Raw genomic sequence first — 17,548 nt, 5'->3', positions numbered from 1 at the left:
ATGGATGCGGGCCCCAGGCCCGCCTCCCCTGACCTGACGTAACAACCGCTCAATCGGCAATGTCGACCAAGACTTCTGGAGAAGACGCAAATGGCGAGCCCTACATCTACCATGCAATACGTGACGTTCAGCCTTGGCGAGGAAGTTTTCGCGGTTCCTGTGGACGTCGTTCGTGAAATCCTCGACCACGAAGAAGCCTTCAAGATCCCCCACGGCCCTGATTACCTGCTCGGCCTGAGGGATGTGCGCGGACAGGGCGTTCCGGTCATCGACCTTCGCCTGCGCCTTGGCATGACCAAGACCGTTAAGACCTCGCACACGCGCATTCTGGTGCTCGACATTCCCTTCGTCGACAAGGTGCTGGCGCTTGGTCTCGTTGCCGACAAGGTCTTTGAAGTCGCGCCTTTCAGGCAGGACCAGATCGAGACCGCACCGGACATCGGCATTCGCTGGAACTCCAGCTACATCGCCGGTGTCGTTCGCCGCGAAAGCGACTTCGTCGTCATCATCGATCTCGCAAAGCTTTTCTCTGGCGATGCCGGTGAGCTTGCAAAGGTCGACAACGGCCCGATGCGCGCAGCCTGAAAGGACGAGTAATTGAGTACCGCTGTTAGCGTCAACTTCGAAGATAGTTTGAGCACCCGCGATTTCCGCCAGCTATCCAGTTTCATTTATGATTATTGCGGGATCAAGATGACGGACGCCAAGCGTTCGATGCTGGAAGGCCGTCTGCGCAAGCGCTTGCGCGCAACAGGCTTTCGATCCTTTGGCGACTACTGCGAATACCTGTTCCGCCAGGACGGTCTGAAAGACGAGGTCATCTATCTTATCGACGTGGTGACGACGAACAAAACGGACTTCTTCCGCGAACCCAACCATTTTGATTTTCTCGAGAAAACCGCTCTTCCTACGCTCGCCAAGCAGGGGATTAGACAGCCCCGCACGTGGAGCTCCGCCTGTTCGACAGGCGCTGAACCCTACACGATGGCGATGGTCATGGCCGAAGCCGTCGAGAAGGGTGTGATCTCCGATTTCAGCATTCTCGCGACGGACCTCTCGACAGACGTTTTAAAGAAGGCGCATTCCGGCATTTACAATCGTGACCTTCTGGAGCCTGTACCCTCCGCCTTGCAGCGCAAATACGTGATGCAGGCACGCGACAAACATCGCAGCGACGTCAGGATCTCGCCGAAGCTGCGCGCCAAGGTCGGCTTTGCCCGCATGAACCTTATGAACCCGTCCTATGAGATCGGCGCGCCGGTCCATGTCATCTTCTGCCGCAACGTGCTGATCTACTTCGACAAGAAGACGCAGACTCACGTGCTGACCGAGCTTTGCAAGTGCCTGGCGCCGGGCGGTTACCTGATGATCGGGCATTCGGAATCTGTCACCGGCATCAATCTTCCGGTCAAGCAGGTCGCCAACACGGTTTTCCTCAAGCAGTAGGTTATCATGGTCAAAAAAGTACGCGTCCTCATTGTCGATGACTCTGCCAGCGTAAGACAGACGCTGACTGCGGTGCTAGAGGGCGATCCTGCGATCGAGGTCATTGGGGCAGCGTCCGATCCGTTCATGGCGGCGAAAAGGATCCAGGAAGACCTGCCCGACGTCATCACGCTCGATGTCGAAATGCCGCGCATGGACGGCATCACCTTCCTGCGGAAGATCATGTCACAGCACCCGATCCCGGTCGTCATGTGCTCCTCCTTGACCGAAGCAGGGTCCGAAACGCTGATTCAGGCGCTGGAAGCCGGTGCCGTCGACGTCATTCTCAAGCCGCGCATCGGCGCTGCCGATCATCTGGCAGAATCCGCCTTGCGCATCTGCGAAGTCGTCAAGAGCGCGGCACATGCGCGCGTCAAGAGCGTGCGCGCTCAGCCTCGCGGGTCGAGCTCGCTTGGTACCCAGGCCAAATTGACGGCAGATGCCGTGCTGCCGCCGCCGTCCGGCAAGGCGATGGCGCGCACCACCGAAATGGTGATCTGTGTCGGCGCCTCCACAGGCGGTACAGAAGCTTTGCGCGAAATGCTGGAGAGACTGCCGGCAAACTCACCGGGCATGGTCATCGTCCAGCATATGCCGGAAAAGTTCACAGCGGCATTCGCCAAGCGCCTGAATGGTCTTTGCGAAGTCGAGATCAAGGAAGCGGAAGATGGCGATCCGGTTTTGCGCGGCCACGTGCTGATCGCACCGGGCGACAAGCACATGCTTCTGGAGCGCCAGGGGGCGCGCTATCATGTCTCCGTCAGAAACGGTCCGCTCGTCTCCCGGCACCGACCGTCGGTCGATGTTCTATTCCGCTCCGCCGCCCGCTCCGCCGGGTCTAACGCCATGGGCGTGATCATGACGGGCATGGGGGACGATGGCGCGCGCGGCATGCTGGAAATGCATCAGGCCGGGGCCTATACGATTGCGCAGGATGAAGCCTCCTGCATCGTCTTTGGCATGCCCAAGGAAGCGATAGCGCATGGCGGCGTCGACAAGATCGTTCCGCTCGATCAGATCGCCCGTGAAATCATGGCGGAAGACCACAGACGCTGACTTCTCGCACTTTCTCTTCAGACCCTATTAACCATATTGTTGAATGATCGGACCGCACCATGAGATGGGTGCGGTTTCTTGCGCGATGATCGCCGCCTCCCTCTTTTTACGCTCGGGTTCATCATGGCAGTCATCACGTTCGCAAACACCAAGGGCGGTGCAGGCAAGACAACCGCAGTTCTTCTCTTGGCATCGGAACTTGCGCGGCGGGGCTTGCGCGTCTGCGTGATCGACACCGACCCGCAGCGCTGGCTCTCGAAGTGGCGCGATAATGCCGACCACCGCATTGACCTTACGGTCATCACCTATGTTTCGATAACCACACTGCAGCAGCATGTGCTCGACAACCGCAAGAAGTTCGACCATGTGATCGTCGATCTGCCCGGCGCCCAGTCCCCGCTTCTGGCGACGGCGGTTGGCCTCTCCAATCACGTCATCATCCCGGTTCAGGGCAGCACGATGGATGCGCAGGGCGCAGCACAGGTGCTGGAACTGCTGCGCTATCTCGACGATCGTGCAGGCATCAAAATCCCGCACTCGGTGCTGTTGTCACGCGTGAATTCCATGGTGACCACGCGCGCGTTGCTGGCAGCAAAGGCGCTTCTGGCCAAGCGCGACGTCAACGTCCTCAACACGCCGATCATCGAACGTGCCGCCTTCCGCGACATGTTCGAGTTCCGCGGCTATCTCCACATGATGAACCCGTCACAGGTCAGCAATCTCGACAAGGCACTTCAAAACAGCATGGCCTATGCCGATGAAGTGCTGAGACTTCTGCCGGCACAGGGAACCGTCAGGCTGTCTTCCGCAGCCTGATCCGATCCACGTTTCGGGGCGCTGACGCTTCGATCCTACTCGCGCTTGTAGTCGTCGTGCAGTCGAACGATATCGTCTTCGCCAAGGTAGGAGCCGGTCTGGATTTCAATCAGTTCCAGCGGGATCTGGCCCTCATTTGCCAGGCGATGAGGCTTGCCGATCGGGATATAGACCGACTCGTTTTCCGTCAGTAGGCGGGTCTGGTCCTCAATCGTGACCGTTGCGGTACCACGAACGACGATCCAATGCTCCGAACGGTGATAGTGCTGTTGCAGCGAGATCCGGTGGCCCGGCTCGACCTTGACGTGGCTGACACGATAGCGGTGGCCGGAATCCGTCTGCTCGATATGACCCCATGGACGGTAGGCGCGCTTGTGCCGCTCCGTTTTCAAGGAATGATCACCACTTTTCAGAGTTTCCACCAAGCCCTTGACGTCCTGAACACGATTCTTCGGCGTGACAAGAACCGCATCCTTCGTGGCAACAACGACGAGATCCTTGGCGCCGACGACAGTCGTCAGCAGGCCGTTGGAATGAACGAGGCAACCTTCGGAATCGATAATGATCCCCTGCCCCTCGATCGCATTGTCAGCGTCATGCTTGTCGGCAATCTCCCAAATGGCATCCCAGCTACCAATATCGGACCAACGGAAATGCCCCCGCACGACGGCCATGCGTTTGGTATTCTCGATGACGGCATAGTCGATCGAGTTCTTCGGCGAGGACTCAAAGCTTTCCTTGTGCAGGCGAACGAAACCGAGATCGACTTCCTGGTTTTCCACGGCCGCCTGAACTGCGGCCAGTATCTCGGGAGCATGGCTCCTCAACTCCTCGATCATGATGTCGGAGCGAAACAGGAAGTTGCCGGAATTCCAGAGATAGCCCTTCTCGACGTAGCTGACGGCACGCGCCTCATCCGGCTTTTCGACGAACGCTTCGACAACGCAAAGGTCCGGATTCCCGTTGATAGCTTCGCCAGGATTGATGTAACCATAGGACGTGCGCGGCTCGGTGGGCGTCAGGCCGAAGACCACGATGTTGCCCTGCTCTGCCGCTTCCGCACCCAGCCTCACGGCATCGGCGAAAAGATCATTGTCCAGCACCACATGGTCTGCCGCGAGCGCCAGCACGAGCGACCCCTTCTCGCGGCGATCCGCCAGCAGTGCTGCAGCAGCCATGGCGGCAGCGCTGTCGCGGCGCGCCGGTTCCAGAACGACGGTTGCCGGCAGATCGATCTCTTCGGCCTGTCGTCTTGCGAAGAAGCGAAAATCCTCGTTGGTGATCACCAGCGGTTCCGCATAGAGGCTTTTGTCGCTGACGCGCTTTAAGGTCTGCTGATATGTCGAAAGCTCTCCGACAAGAGGCTGGAACTGTTTGGGCAACTGATCCCGTGATACTGGCCAAAGTCTAGATCCAGCGCCGCCTGCCAGAAGTACTGGGGTGATCTTTCGAGATAGTTCCTTCACAAATAAAACCTTTCCAAGCTAAAAATGCCTGCGCCGACCATATAGATATTTCCCAACATCGCTATGACCGTTCTTGGGCGAATACGAAACTTATCAGCTCAACCCGTCAATAGTCTGTTGATCGAAATGGTTACTGCCCGACGCGGGGCCCCTAACGCCCTCCAAAGTGAGCGGTTCCGGCGGTATTCTGCTCTCCAAAACACACGAACCCGGGATTGCTCCCGGGTCCGATCGTCATTCATTGCATCTTTTCGTCATCATTCCGGCAGCGCGTAAGCGATGACGTAATCGCCGCGGTCGGGAGACTGGCGCGCGCCGCCAGCCGAAATAACGATGTACTGCTTGCCGGTCTTTGGCGACTTGTAGCTCATCGGGCCGCCCTGGCTGCCCACGGGAAGGCGGGCTTTCCAGACTTCCTTGCCGGTCGCGGTGTCGAAGGCACGCAGATAGTAATCCTGCGTTCCGGCGATGAAGACCAGACCGCCCTGCGTGGCGAGCGTGCCACCAAGAGTCGGCATGCCGATCGGGATCGGAAGACCCATCTTGATCCCGAGCGGGCCGGTATCTTCGACGGTGCCAACAGGAACCTGCCACTTGATCTGCTGTGTCTTCATGTCGATGGCGGTCATCGTGCCGTAGGGCGGCGCCTGGCAGGGAATGCCGAGTGCGGACAGGAAGCGGTTCTTGTCGACGGCGTAAGGCGTTCCCTTCATCGGCACGAGGCCCATGCCGGTATTGACGCTTTCGCCACCGCTTGCTGTTGCCTTGGTCGGTGCGGCTTCCTTCATCTGGATCCACAGGCCGAGACGCATGTCGTTGACGAAGATGGTGTTCGTCGTCGGATCGGTCGATAGACCGCCCCAGTTCATACCACCAAGCGAGCCCGGGAAGCTGAGCGACAGGTCAGTGCCAGGCGCGGTATAGAGGCCGTCGTAGCGCATGCCCTTGAAAGCGATACGGCACAGAAGCTGATCGAATGGGGTCGCGCCCCACATATCCGCTTCGGTCAGGGTCTGCGCACCGATCTGCGGCATGCCGACGGACCGCGGCTGTGTTGGCGCATAGCGCTCGTTCGGAATATTGGCCGGCTTGACCGGGACCTCTTCCACCTTGGTTAATGGCTGACCCGTGGCACGGTCGAGGACGTAGATCTGGCCTGCCTTGGTGCCGAAAACGAGAGCGGGCACGGTTGTACCACCCGCCTTCGGGAAGTCGATGAAGCTTGGCTGCATCGGCACGTCGAAATCCCAGAGGTCGTTGTGGACCGTCTGGTAAACCCACTTTTCACGACCCGTCGTGGCGTCAAGAGCGAGCATCGATGCGCCATATTTATGGTCGAGCGGCGTGCGCGTTGCGCCGTAAAGATCGACGGAGGGGCTGCCGACCGGCATGAAGACAGTGTTCAGCGCCGGATCATAGGACATTGCGGCCCAAACATTCGGCGTGGAGCGCGTATAGGTCTGGCCTTCGGGCGGCAGCTTGGTGATCTCGGGGTTGCCAGGGTCGAAGGCCCAGCGCAGTTCGCCGGTCATCACGTCGAAGCCACGCATCACGCCACCTGGCATATCTACCTGGACGTTGTCGGCGATACGACCACCGACCACGACCGTGGTGCCCGCAAGCGTTGGTGCTGAGGTCAGCACATATTGCGGATCAGGCGCATTGCCGAGCCCGACTTTCAAATCGACGCGACCATTGGTGCCGAAGTCCGGGCAAAACGCGCCAGTATCGGCATCGAGCGCAATCAGTTCAGCCGTGATCGTGTTCATCAGAATACGACGCTGGCAAAGCGCACCGTCTGCAACGGTCACGGGCGTGACAGGCGTAGAGCCAGGTACGGTCGGCTGTTGCAACGGTGCCTTAGCGTCGAAATAGGCAAGGCCACGGCAGCGCATCCAGACGGACGACTTGGCGTTGATGTCCGTCTTCCACTTCTGAGCACCCGTATCGGCATCGAGAGCGATGACATTATTGTGGGGGGTGCAAAGGAAGACAGTGTCGCCCACCTGTAGCGGCGTTTCCTGATCTTCCGCACCATTTGCACCGGGGCTGATCGGCGTATCGCCAGTGTGATAAGTCCACGCGACCTTGAGGTCTTTGACATTGTCACGGGTGATCTGATCCAGAGCCACGAACCGGCTGCCGCCTGCGGTATTGCCGTAGTGCTCCCAGTTCTTCTGCTCATCGCCAGCCGTCACCGGAGTCAATTGAGCCGCCTCGCCCTTGAAGGCGACAGTTGGATGCGGCACGAACATGCCGGCAAAACCGGCACCGGAGGCGATGGCCAAGATGGCAGCGACGGCAAAGGAGGAACCATAGGCAGGTGTTTTACCCTGCGCGCGCCGCAAAAGCGGATAGGATAGCGCAACCACCGTTGCACCGACGCCAATCGCCAGCAAACGCGAGATCAGCGGCCAGAAGTGTAACCCTGCTTCCCACACCGCCCAGATGGCGGTGCCGATGAAAACAAGGCCGAAAAGAAGTGCGCCGGCAGGCTTGCGCAGGATGATCAGCAGGCCTGAGATGACGAGCGCTGCACCAGCCGTGACGAAATAGGGGCTGCCGCCAAGGGCAAAGAGCTTGCCACCGCCGATGGCGAAGAACAAGCCCGCGGCCAGGATGACCACGCCCAGCACCAACAGCCATAATCTGGCTGGAAGCGAAAGTGAATTTGCAGATTTATTCATAGAGTCAATATCCGGTTGGAGAGCCGCCGAAAAAAGGAAGGCTCGATAATCGTTCGGTTTCCGGCACCGCCGGGACAGTTCGCAGGAAGAGTCTCTGGACGCGACCTCGATGAGGTTGGCGCAACCGAACAAGGACGATTGAGGGGAAAGACGTCCGCCGTGACAGTCATATCGATCCATTCATTGCATAGATCGTCGCCGACCCTGTGGCCGACGACCAAAATACCAGAACAAATCCTCCCAGGGTTCGGAGGACGAGACATTGCCGTCATCCAAAACCACTACCGGCGGTATAGCGTCGTCTGGGCCGGAATGACAATGGCGAAAGAGTCATTTTCATAAGGAGGACTTATCAATAGTCCCTCGGGCAGAAAAGGCTGTGAGCCGGCGTAAACCACGAACTCCCGATGGTGTGGACGCGACAGCAGCACAAAAGCGCATTGCCCTCCCCCGTTATCCACACGGCGCCTGACGTCCGAAGCAAAGATTAACAAGAGGAATTGCAAACTAATCGATTGAATCTCTCTTGGTGGCCCTGGCCTTCAATTTTGCTGCAGTGAACAACATTCAGTCCTTGGCACCAGCGCCGAAAATACAATAACTACGGCAGAGATTTTATACTGTTGATAGACGGAAAGTACCGCAAGCTCATGTCAGACTCGTCAAAGCCCGCCAGCACAAGAACATCGGTTACGGATCAGGAAGCCCTGGATTTCCATTCGGAAGGCCGTCCCGGCAAGCTTGAAATCGTTCCGACCAAGCCGATGGCAACGCAGCGGGATTTGTCGCTGGCCTATTCCCCTGGCGTCGCAGTGCCGGTGAAGGCGATCGCGGAGGATCCTGCCACCGCCTATGACTATACGACGCGCGGCAACATGGTGGCGGTCATTTCCAACGGGACTGCCATCCTTGGCCTCGGAAACTTAGGCGCACTGGCGTCCAAACCGGTGATGGAAGGCAAATCCGTCCTCTTCAAGCGCTTTGCCGATGTCGACTCCATCGATCTGGAAGTGGACACTGAAGACGCAGACGCCTTCATCAATTGCGTGCGCTATCTCGGCCCTTCCTTCGGAGGCATCAACCTCGAAGATATCAAGGCGCCGGAATGTTTCATCATCGAAAGCCGTCTGCGCGAACTCATGGACATTCCGGTGTTCCATGACGATCAGCACGGTACCGCCATCATTGCCGCTGCCGGCCTCATCAATGCCATTGCGCTGACTGGTCGCGACTTCAACACCACCAAGCTCGTCTGCAACGGCGCAGGTGCGGCAGCGATCGCCTGTATGGACCTGATCAAGGCCATGGGTTTCAACCCTGCCAACATCACCATGTGCGATACCAAGGGCGTCATCTATCAAGGACGCACCGAGGGCATGAACCAGTGGAAGTCGGCTCATGCAACGAAGACCGACAACCGCACACTCGTAGAAGCGATGAAGGGTGCGGATGTGGTGTTCGGTCTCTCGCAGAAGGGCGCCTTCACCGAAGAGATGATCCGCTCCATGGCACCGAAGCCGATCATTTTCGCCATGGCCAATCCCGATCCGGAAATTACACCGGAAGAAGTCTCGCGCATTCGCGATGACGCCATCATGGCAACGGGGCGTTCGGATTATCCAAACCAGGTCAACAATGTTCTTGGCTTCCCTTACATCTTCCGCGGCGCGCTCGATGTGCGTGCAAGCCAGATCAATGACGAGATGAAGATCGCAGCGGCCCAGGCGCTCGCCGATCTCGCCCGCGAAGACGTGCCAGACGACGTGGCTGCTGCCTATCAGGGCAACCGCCCCCGCTTCGGGGCTCAGTATATCATCCCTGTTCCCTTCGACCCCCGCCTGATTTCGGCGATCCCTGTCGCCGTCGCGAAGGCTGCGATCGAGACAGGCGTTGCGCGCCTCGTGCTCCCCGATCTCGATGCCTATGCCCGCGAACTATCTGCACGCCGCGACCCGATGGCATCCACCACGCAGCGCCTCTACGAGCGCGTCCGCCGCTCGCCAAAGCGCGTGGTCTTCGCCGAAGCCGAAGAAGAGCAAGTCATGCGTGCGGCGATCTCGTTCACCGCTCAAGGGCTCGGCACCGCCATCCTTCTTGGGCGCGACGACATCATCAAGGCCAATGCCGAGCGCGCTGGCATCGATCTCGACCGTCCGAACATCAAGATCACCAATGCGCGCCTGTCCGAGCGGGTCGATTTCTACATCGATTACCTCTATGCCCGCCTGCAGCGCAAAGGCTTGCTGCTGCGCGATGTCCAGCGCCTGATCCACAACGACCGAAACCATTTTGCGTCTTGCATGGTGGCGATGGGCGATGCGGACGCGATGGTGACCGGCACGACACGAAACTACTCCACAGCGCTTGAAGACGTGCGCCGCTGCATCGACGTCAAGCCCGGCCACCGCGTCATCGGCGTCTCTCTTGTCGTCTCGCGCAATCGCACCGTCTTTGTCGCGGATACGGCCGTTCACGACATGCCGTCGGCCGAAGACCTGGCGGATATCGCGGAAGAAGCGGCAGGACTGGCGCGGCGTTTCGGCTACGAGCCGCGCGTTGCGATGCTTGCCTATTCCACCTTCGGCCATCCCGTCGGTGAGCGCTCCGACAAGGTTCGCGAAGCGGTTCGCATTCTCGACAAGCGCAATGTGAGCTTCGAGGTGGACGGTGAAATGGCGGCAGACATCGCCCTCAACCACCAAAAGATGCAGAGCCAGTATCCGTTCGCACGGCTCTCTGGACCGGCCAATGTTCTCGTCATGCCGGCGATCCATTCCGCGTCGATCTCCACAAAGATGCTGCAGGAGCTTGGTGGAGCTACCGTGATCGGTCCACTGCTGGTCGGTCTCGACAAGTCGGTACAGATCACCGCCATGGGTGCGAAGGACAGCGATATCGTCAACATGGCCGCGATCGCGGCCTACAACGCCGGACGCTAATGCCAAGGGGGGTGCCCGGTGGGCCGGGCATCCTCGCTACGCGAAAGATCCCCTAGAATTTTCTGTCTCGAAAGCGTGATTTTTCGCGCGCAAAATAATTAGTCCATGCTAAAACGCCCCGCAAACATTCTCCAGTCTGGCGAATGCGCATGACGAAAAGCTGGATCCATAATGGCACTCTGCACAGGTCTGGAGCATAGAGCGTCGGGCATAAACAGTCTCTACAGGCGACTCACAAGCTCTCTGGTGAACAATCCGAACGCGGTGATTGCCCTTTTTGGCGTCTACTTTCTCATTCAGATCGCCGTTCGTCTCCTGCTCCCTCCGGCACTACGCATAGACGAAGCGCAGCAGGTGCTGTTTGCCCAGTGGCTGGCGCTCGGCTATGACGCCCAGCCGCCGCTCTACAACTGGTATCAGCAGGCAATCTTTGCGATCTTCGGCACCTCGATGCTGGGTCTCGCCGTTGCCAAGAACCTCATTCTTTTTCTGGTATTTGCGACCTATGTGAAACTGTCGGACCTCGTCTTGAGAGAGAAGTCTCTGGTCCTGGTTGCGTCGCTGGCGTTCTTCGTGAGCCCTCAACTGTTCTGGCAAGCGCAGCGCGATCTCACCCACACGACGATGCTGATGCTGACCAGCCTTTGGGCGATCTATCTGAGCGTCCGGCTTCTTAAGACGCCAACCACGATGGGCTATGTGCTGACCGGAGTTGCGGTCGGCCTTGGGATGCTGTCGAAATACAATTTCGTTCTCATCCTTCCCGCGATCCTCCTTGCCGTCTGGCTTCATCCAAAGGGGCGCGAGCGCATCTTCGATTGGCGCATTCTGCTGACGATCGGGATCAGCCTGCTCGTCTTCCTGCCGCATTCGATATGGCTCTTCGACAACCTGCAATTTGCCTCGGACGTGACACTGCGGCGGATGGCGGAAGAGGCACCGGAAAGCCGGTGGATGCAGATCCTGACGGGCATCGCGCACGTCTTTTCGGGATCGGCGATTGTGATGATCCTGCCTGCACTGGTGCTTTTTGCGTCAAGTGTGAAGAGGACGGACACCACAGCCGGCGAGCAACAGGTCTCGCCTTGGCTCCGCTTCTTCCTGCATTACTTCATCGCGCTTGCAGCGGTTCTCCTCATCGTCATCATAGCAACGACGATGACGGAGGTGAGAGACAGATGGTTGCTCCCGCTCGTCATGCCATTCCCGATCCTCGCAGCGCTGTGGCTTGAACAGAGGTCATTCGATCCGGCCGTTTTCGTCAAGAAAGTTCTCCCCGTCTGCCTCGTCGTAATGGCCATTTTGCCAGTCGCTTTGATCGTCTCCGTGCCGGTCCAGGCGATGCTCGGCAAGACATCGAGATCCAACAACGACTGGCAGGTGTTCCGGCAGCATATTCAAGAGAAGGGAATCTCGCCTTCTCTCATCGTGACCTCCGACTGGTACACCGGTGGAAACCTGCGGTTTGTCTTTCCAGACACCACGGTTGCCACCACCACCTATGACGACTTCGATCCGGCCTTCGCGCTGTCGAGCGATCATCCCGTGTTGTTTGTCTGGGTTACCGGACGCGACCAGTCGGCTGGCATGGTGGATTGGCTGCAGGCGCAAATGGGTGTGACGTTGAGCGACGTAAGCGTCAACACATTCGAGGCGCCGATGTACTTTCCTGTCGAAGGCAAGATGCAGCGGTTCAGCTATGCTTTGATCACGCCGGACAATGTGGTGAAATCCCCGAAGTAGCCCTGAAGCACGACGCTGGCTCTTGAACTGCTGGGCGTGGACTTCCACGAAACGCCCCAGTCGACAAACAATATTCAAAAATGGTAGGCAAGCGACGGATTTGCGATCGGCGCTTATCTCGTTCCGAATGGATGAGACATGGATAGAAACGGCTCTCTGGGCAAATGCGAAGTGCTGGTTATCGGCACGGGGATCGTCGGCGTCATGTCGGCGCTTTATTTGCAGAATGAAGGGAAGTCCGTCACGCTTCTGGAGCGCGGCGAAATTGCCCGCGGCGCCAGTGCCGGCAATGCCGGCATCCTGGCCTTTCCGGAAATCATTCCGATGCCAGCCCCCGGGATCATGAAGAAGGCGCCGAAGTGGCTGATCGATCCGCTCGGCCCGCTCAGCGTTCCGCCGGCCTACGCCCACAAAATCGCACCTTGGCTATGGCGTTTCTGGAAAGCCAGTTCGCCGCGCATGTTCGAACATGGCATGCGGGTGCAGACGCGGATGATGGCGCTTGCCGCATCCGAGATGCAGCATGTTGCCGCGATGCCGGAACTGTCCTCCTTCATCTCCAACACCGGCACGCTCGATCTCTACGATACGAGCGCGAGCTTCGATGCGTCCAGCCATCACTGGGATGAGAAGGCCAAAGCCGGTTTCGTCTTCTCCAAGATCGGCCGCACCGAGATCGATGAGCTGCAGCCTGGTCTCGCGCCGCAGTTCAAGCACGCGGTCTATACGCCGTCAGGCCTTCAGGTCAGCGACCCTCACGAGTTTACCAAAGCCATAGCCGAACTCGTAATTGCGCGCGGTGCTAGCTTCAGAAAAGGTGAAGCCGTAAGGATCGAAGCGGTGGGCGAAAGCACCATCGTGACGCTTGCCAATGGCGACAAGATCGACGCTGACAAGGTGATCCTGGCAGCTGGCGCCTGGTCGAAGCCGCTTGCCGCATCTCTTGGCAATGACGTTCCGCTGGAAACCGAGCGTGGATACAACACCACCCTTCCCGCAGGCAGCTTCGATTTGAAACGCCAGATCTACTTCAACGACCATGCCTTTGTCGTCACGCCACTGTCGAGCGGCGTGCGTGTGGGGGGTGCTGTGGAACTCGGCGGCCTCGACCTTCCGCCGAACTTCCGCCGCTCCGAAGCGATGCTGAAGAAGGCGAGCCGCTTCCTGCCCGGCTTGAAAACCGAAGGCGGTCAGCAATGGATGGGGTTCCGCCCCTCGCTGCCGGACAGTCTTCCAGTGATTGGGCCGTCGCGCGCCGCGCGCTCCGTCATCTACGCCTTCGGCCACGGCCATCTCGGACTGACGCAATCAGCGGCCACAGCACGTCTTGTCACGGAACTGGTCTGCGAGCGCGATACGTCGATCCCCGTCGACCCCTTCCGCGCCAATCGCTTCTCTTGAGCGACAGCATTGTGAAGTAAATTGACCTTACAGCATCGGCCCGAAAATCGGAATCGCTTTTCGGAAAGCACGATGCGTATATCAAAGAAGATGGTGCGCCCAACACGGCGCAGGGTGCTCTAAACGCAAAAGGCCCGCTTCGACAGCGGGCCTCTCATCATATGCTTCGATACGATCAGAACGGCGAATCCGGGAAGTAGAAGTCCTTCGCGTTGTCCTTCGTCACCAGCGTGGCATCCAGGATATAGGTGCCGCGAACCGGAACCTGATCGTAGAAGTTGGCAGCGGTCAGTTCCATGGCGGTTGCCACCATCGACGGCGGATAGAGAACGTCGACGGGGATCATCTTGTCGCCATCCATGACCTTCTTGATCATGTCCTTGGAGCCTGCACCGGCAACGACATACTGAATGTCGGTACGCTTAGCCTGCTCGATGGCCTGCAGAACGCCAACGGCCATGTCGTCATCCTGGCACCATACGACGTCGATTTTCGGATACTTCGTCAGATAGTCCTGCATCACCTTGAAGGCATCGTCGCGGTTCCAGTTGCCGAACTGGCGGTCGAGAACCTTCACCTTCGAGCCAGCAATGCCCTTGTCGAAACCGTCCTGGCGCTGCTGATCGATCGGGATCGGAAGACCGCGAATGATGACGACTTCAGCTTCCGGTGTCTTCTCCGCGATGTACTTGCCCGCGACTTCGCCGAGTGCCGGGTTGTTGCCGGCGACATAGAGATCGCGCACGGTGTCGTCATTGACGCTTGGAGCGCGGTCGACAAGGGCGACGAACTTGCCGTTGCCTTTGACTTCCTTGATCGCGTTGACCAGCGGATCAGGATCGGACGGCAGGATGACCAGCGCATCGATGCCCTGGGTCTCCAGATCCTGTACCGCATTCGCCTGGGTTGCTGCATCGGGCGATGTCTTGACGATCACGTTGAGGCCCGGATGCTCCTGCATCAGAAGCTTCGCAACACGTTCGGCATGAAACACCACGCCCGATGTCCAGCCATGGTCGGCGGCCGGGATCGAAACGCCGATCGTAACCTTCTTGTCTTCCGCATGTGCTGCCCCCGCCAGCGCCACCATGGCGACAGCCATTCCCAACAGTCTTTTACGCATGTGTCTTCCTCCCAACAGATAAGGTCTCAATTCCGAAGCCGGGCGACCTCTCGACCCGGTGTTTCCGGAGCGCCATATGTCCATGAGACAGGCAGGGGCGCTCCAAGACTTTGAGCTAGCCGCCCCGCCTTGGGGCAGCCAGCTGTCATCGCTGGCGCATCAGCGAACGCTGCACCAACATGGCGATGATGATGATCGCACCCTGGATGGCACCAATCAGATACTCGCTGATGAAGTTGGAGAGCAGCATGATGTTGCCGACGAGTTCGAGAATGAAAGCGCCGCAAATGGTGCCCCATACGCGCCCTGCCCCGCCCTTCAGCGCCGTACCACCAACGACGACGGCCGTAATAGCCTGCAATTCCCACATCATGCCCGTCGTGGCGGATGTGGAGCCAAGCCGCGGTACGTAGAGAAGAACGGCGATCGCGACACAAAGTCCCTGGATGACGAAGGCGATGGTGCGGACTTGGTTGACGGCGACGCCCGAATATTTGGCAACGTCGCGGTTCGATCCGACTGCAGTTACATGCCGGCCATAGCGCGTGCGGTAGAGGATGAAAGCCGCAATGGCCGTCACCGCAAGGATGACGATGATCGGAACGGGAATGCCGAAGATCGTACCGAAATAGGCAGGTCGGTACATGCTCTGCAACTGTGGTTCGCGCAGCGTGATCGCGCCGCCCTGGGACAGCCAGGTCGTCAGGCCGCGAAAAACGCCCATCGTACCAAGCGTTGCGATAAAAGGCTCGATCTTGCCGACCGTTGTGATCAGGCCATTGGCGAGACCACAGAGCGAACCGGCAATGACGGTGAACACGATCGCCGCTGTCAGCATCAGTGCGGGGTCGGTAATCGTGCCGGAATTCATCAGCAGGATCATAAGGCTTGCAACGAAGGCAACCATGGATCCGACCGAGAGATCAAGGTCTCCGGCGGAAATGACGAAGGTAGCGCCGACGGCGATGATCGCAATGAAAGCGCTACGGGTTGCGACATTGGCCAGATTGTTGATGCTGATGAAGTTCGGGTTGACCAGCGCGCCGACGATCAAAAGCAGTAACAGCGCAACAAAGGGCGCCACGGCGCGCAAATCCACGTCACGAAAGGATCGCGACCGGCGGACACTCTTTTCCTTGCCGTCTTCACTTACACTCATACCCACAACAGACCTCCCGTCCTGCCCCTGTTGCCCACGACGACCCTTCAATTGACAGGGTCGTTCAGGCGGCTGTTTTTGTTTTCAATCCGGCGGCATAGCGCATGATTTCGTGTTCGTTGATCTCGTCGCCCTCGAGCATGCCGACGATCCGACCTTCGCGCATCACCGCAACGCGGGTGCAAAGTCCGATGACTTCCTGCATTTCGGAAGAGACGACGATGATCGAATGACCGTCTCGCGCAAGCGCCGAGATGAAATGATAGATTTGCTGTTTGGTCCCGACATCGATGCCGCGTGTCGGCTCGTCGATGATGATGATCTTCGGCTCGGTCTCCATGACTTTCGCCAACAGAAGCTTCTGCTGGTTGCCACCGGACATGCGGCCAACCATCACATTGCCGTCTCGCACACGGATATCGAAGCGGCGGCGCGCCTTTTCCAGCGCTCTCGCCTCACTGCCGGAGCTGAGATAGCCAAAGCGGCCATGTCGGTCGAGCGATTGCAGGGTGAGATTGAGACCCATTCCCGAGCCAAGCAAGAGGCCCTTGGATTTGCGATCCTTGGTCATGTAAGCCAGCCCCGCATCGATCGACGCGTGCAGATCATGCGATGGCAGCGTGACGCCATTGGCCTCCACCTCTCCCGCCTGGCTTGCCTTGATACCGACAATCGCCTCCATCAACTCGGTTCGGCCGGAGCCGATCAGACCGGAGAAGCCGAGGATTTCGCCTTTGCGCAGCTCGAAACTGGCGTCCTTCACATAACCCGTGGAGAGGCCTTTGACATTGAGCACAATCTGTTCGTCGACGTCCGGCTCGCGTTTTGCAGGGTAGAGGCTCGAAAGCTCGCGACCCACCATAAGCTGGGCGATCGCCTCGCCATCCAGCATCGAGGTGGGCGCAGTCTTCACCCAATGGCCGTCGCGAAGCACGGTCACCCGGTCGGTCAGTTCCATCACCTCATCCAGCTTGTGCGAGACGAAGACAAAACTGGTCCCCTGGTCGCGCAGCTTACGCACCTGTTTGAAGAGGTAATTCGTCTCCTCGCGGGAAAGAACGGCGGTTGGCTCATCCATGAAGACGATGCGCGCTTCCCGGCTAATGGCTTTGGCAATCTCCACCATCTGTTTTTCCGCGATGGAGAGGCTCGAAATCATCGCGTCTTCATCGACATGACAGTTGAGGAGATCGAGAATGCGCCGCGTCTCCGCCCGCATGAACTTTCTGTCGAGCACGCCGAAGCGGGTCACCTCGCGGCCGAGGAAGATGCTTTCGGCCACGGTCAGGTGGTCTGCGAGATTGAATTCCTGGTGAATGATGACAATGCCGAGCGCCTCTGCGGCGCCGTTCGGCGGCAGCCTCACCGGCTCTCCGTCCAGAAGGATTTCACCGGAGCTTGGCTGCTCGAAGCCGGAGAGGACCTTGACCAGTGTCGATTTACCGGCGCCGTTCTCACCCATCAACGCGTGGATCTCGCCTGCCTTCAGCTCGAAATTGACGCTGAAAAGGACCTGCACTCCATTGAACGATTTTGAAACCCGGCGCGCGCATAGCACAGCATTGCCGTTCTCGACGGTTTCCATCCCACTCCTCCATGCGGCTCCCATTCCGCAAGGCTGGTGTAAACCTTTACATGATCGATGTAAAGGTTTACATTCGCAGTTGGTACAC

At 58.7% G+C, this 17,548-nt stretch carries 12 protein-coding genes; 7 read left to right on the top strand and 5 right to left on the bottom strand.

The features are described from left to right. Window positions 1–90: 90 nt before the first annotated feature. From AC07U5_RS18990 to AC07U5_RS18975, 4 genes are all read left to right on the top strand, one after another. Window positions 91–585: a chemotaxis protein CheW gene (locus AC07U5_RS18990; RefSeq protein ID WP_062424057.1), complete on the top strand. Its 495-nt coding sequence runs from the start codon at window positions 91–93 to the stop codon at window positions 583–585. A 12-nt stretch (window positions 586–597) separates the two neighbouring features. Next, window positions 598–1,446, top strand: a complete 849-nt coding sequence (locus AC07U5_RS18985; RefSeq protein ID WP_494723937.1) for a CheR family methyltransferase — start codon at window positions 598–600, stop codon at window positions 1,444–1,446. A 6-nt stretch (window positions 1,447–1,452) separates the two neighbouring features. Continuing rightward, on the top strand, window positions 1,453–2,541 hold the full coding sequence (locus AC07U5_RS18980) for a protein-glutamate methylesterase/protein-glutamine glutaminase (RefSeq protein ID WP_062424055.1): 1,089 nt from the start codon (window positions 1,453–1,455) through the stop codon (window positions 2,539–2,541). Window positions 2,542–2,664: 123 nt separating this feature from the next. Beyond that, the gene (locus tag AC07U5_RS18975) at window positions 2,665–3,357 is read left to right on the top strand and encodes a ParA family protein (protein WP_062424054.1); all 693 of its coding nucleotides are present in this window, start codon (window positions 2,665–2,667) and stop codon (window positions 3,355–3,357) included. Between the two features lie 35 nt (window positions 3,358–3,392). Here the strand turns inward: AC07U5_RS18975 and AC07U5_RS18970 are convergent, their stop codons facing one another. After that, a complete protein-coding gene (locus tag AC07U5_RS18970; protein WP_111847504.1) occupies window positions 3,393–4,823 on the bottom strand; it encodes a mannose-1-phosphate guanylyltransferase/mannose-6-phosphate isomerase in 1,431 nt (476 codons plus the stop codon). 257 nt (window positions 4,824–5,080) lie between these two features. Further along, the gene (locus AC07U5_RS18965; protein WP_494723936.1) at window positions 5,081–7,510 is read right to left on the bottom strand and encodes a glucose/quinate/shikimate family membrane-bound PQQ-dependent dehydrogenase; all 2,430 of its coding nucleotides are present in this window, start codon (window positions 7,508–7,510) and stop codon (window positions 5,081–5,083) included. Between the two features lie 650 nt (window positions 7,511–8,160). Here AC07U5_RS18965 and AC07U5_RS18960 point away from each other — a divergent pair. The 3 genes from AC07U5_RS18960 to AC07U5_RS18950 all read left to right on the top strand — a co-directional run bounded on the left by AC07U5_RS18960 (window position 8,161) and on the right by AC07U5_RS18950 (window position 13,593). After that, window positions 8,161–10,449, top strand: a complete 2,289-nt coding sequence (locus AC07U5_RS18960; RefSeq protein WP_494723935.1) for an NADP-dependent malic enzyme — start codon at window positions 8,161–8,163, stop codon at window positions 10,447–10,449. Window positions 10,450–10,695: 246 nt separating this feature from the next. Continuing rightward, window positions 10,696–12,192: a glycosyltransferase family 39 protein gene (locus tag AC07U5_RS18955; RefSeq protein WP_494723934.1), complete on the top strand. Its 1,497-nt coding sequence runs from the start codon at window positions 10,696–10,698 to the stop codon at window positions 12,190–12,192. 138 nt (window positions 12,193–12,330) lie between these two features. Continuing rightward, complete coding sequence (locus tag AC07U5_RS18950) at window positions 12,331–13,593, top strand: NAD(P)/FAD-dependent oxidoreductase (protein ID WP_494723933.1); 1,263 nt, start codon at window positions 12,331–12,333, stop codon at window positions 13,591–13,593. Window positions 13,594–13,768: 175 nt separating this feature from the next. On the opposite strand, the gene AC07U5_RS18945 is transcribed toward AC07U5_RS18950, so the two are convergent. From AC07U5_RS18945 to AC07U5_RS18935, 3 genes are all read right to left on the bottom strand, one after another. Next, the gene (locus AC07U5_RS18945) at window positions 13,769–14,716 is read right to left on the bottom strand and encodes a substrate-binding domain-containing protein (protein WP_062424047.1); all 948 of its coding nucleotides are present in this window, start codon (window positions 14,714–14,716) and stop codon (window positions 13,769–13,771) included. 145 nt (window positions 14,717–14,861) lie between these two features. Next, window positions 14,862–15,875: an ABC transporter permease gene (locus AC07U5_RS18940; protein WP_494724279.1), complete on the bottom strand. Its 1,014-nt coding sequence runs from the start codon at window positions 15,873–15,875 to the stop codon at window positions 14,862–14,864. Window positions 15,876–15,939: 64 nt separating this feature from the next. After that, window positions 15,940–17,460, bottom strand: coding sequence for a sugar ABC transporter ATP-binding protein (locus tag AC07U5_RS18935; RefSeq protein WP_494723932.1), 1,521 nt, complete (start codon window positions 17,458–17,460; stop codon window positions 15,940–15,942). Between the last annotated feature and the right edge of the window lie 88 nt (window positions 17,461–17,548).

This window comes from Agrobacterium sp. GW821-FHT02D03 (assembly GCF_059421725.1).
This window is presented reverse-complemented; position numbering and strand designations above follow the sequence as displayed.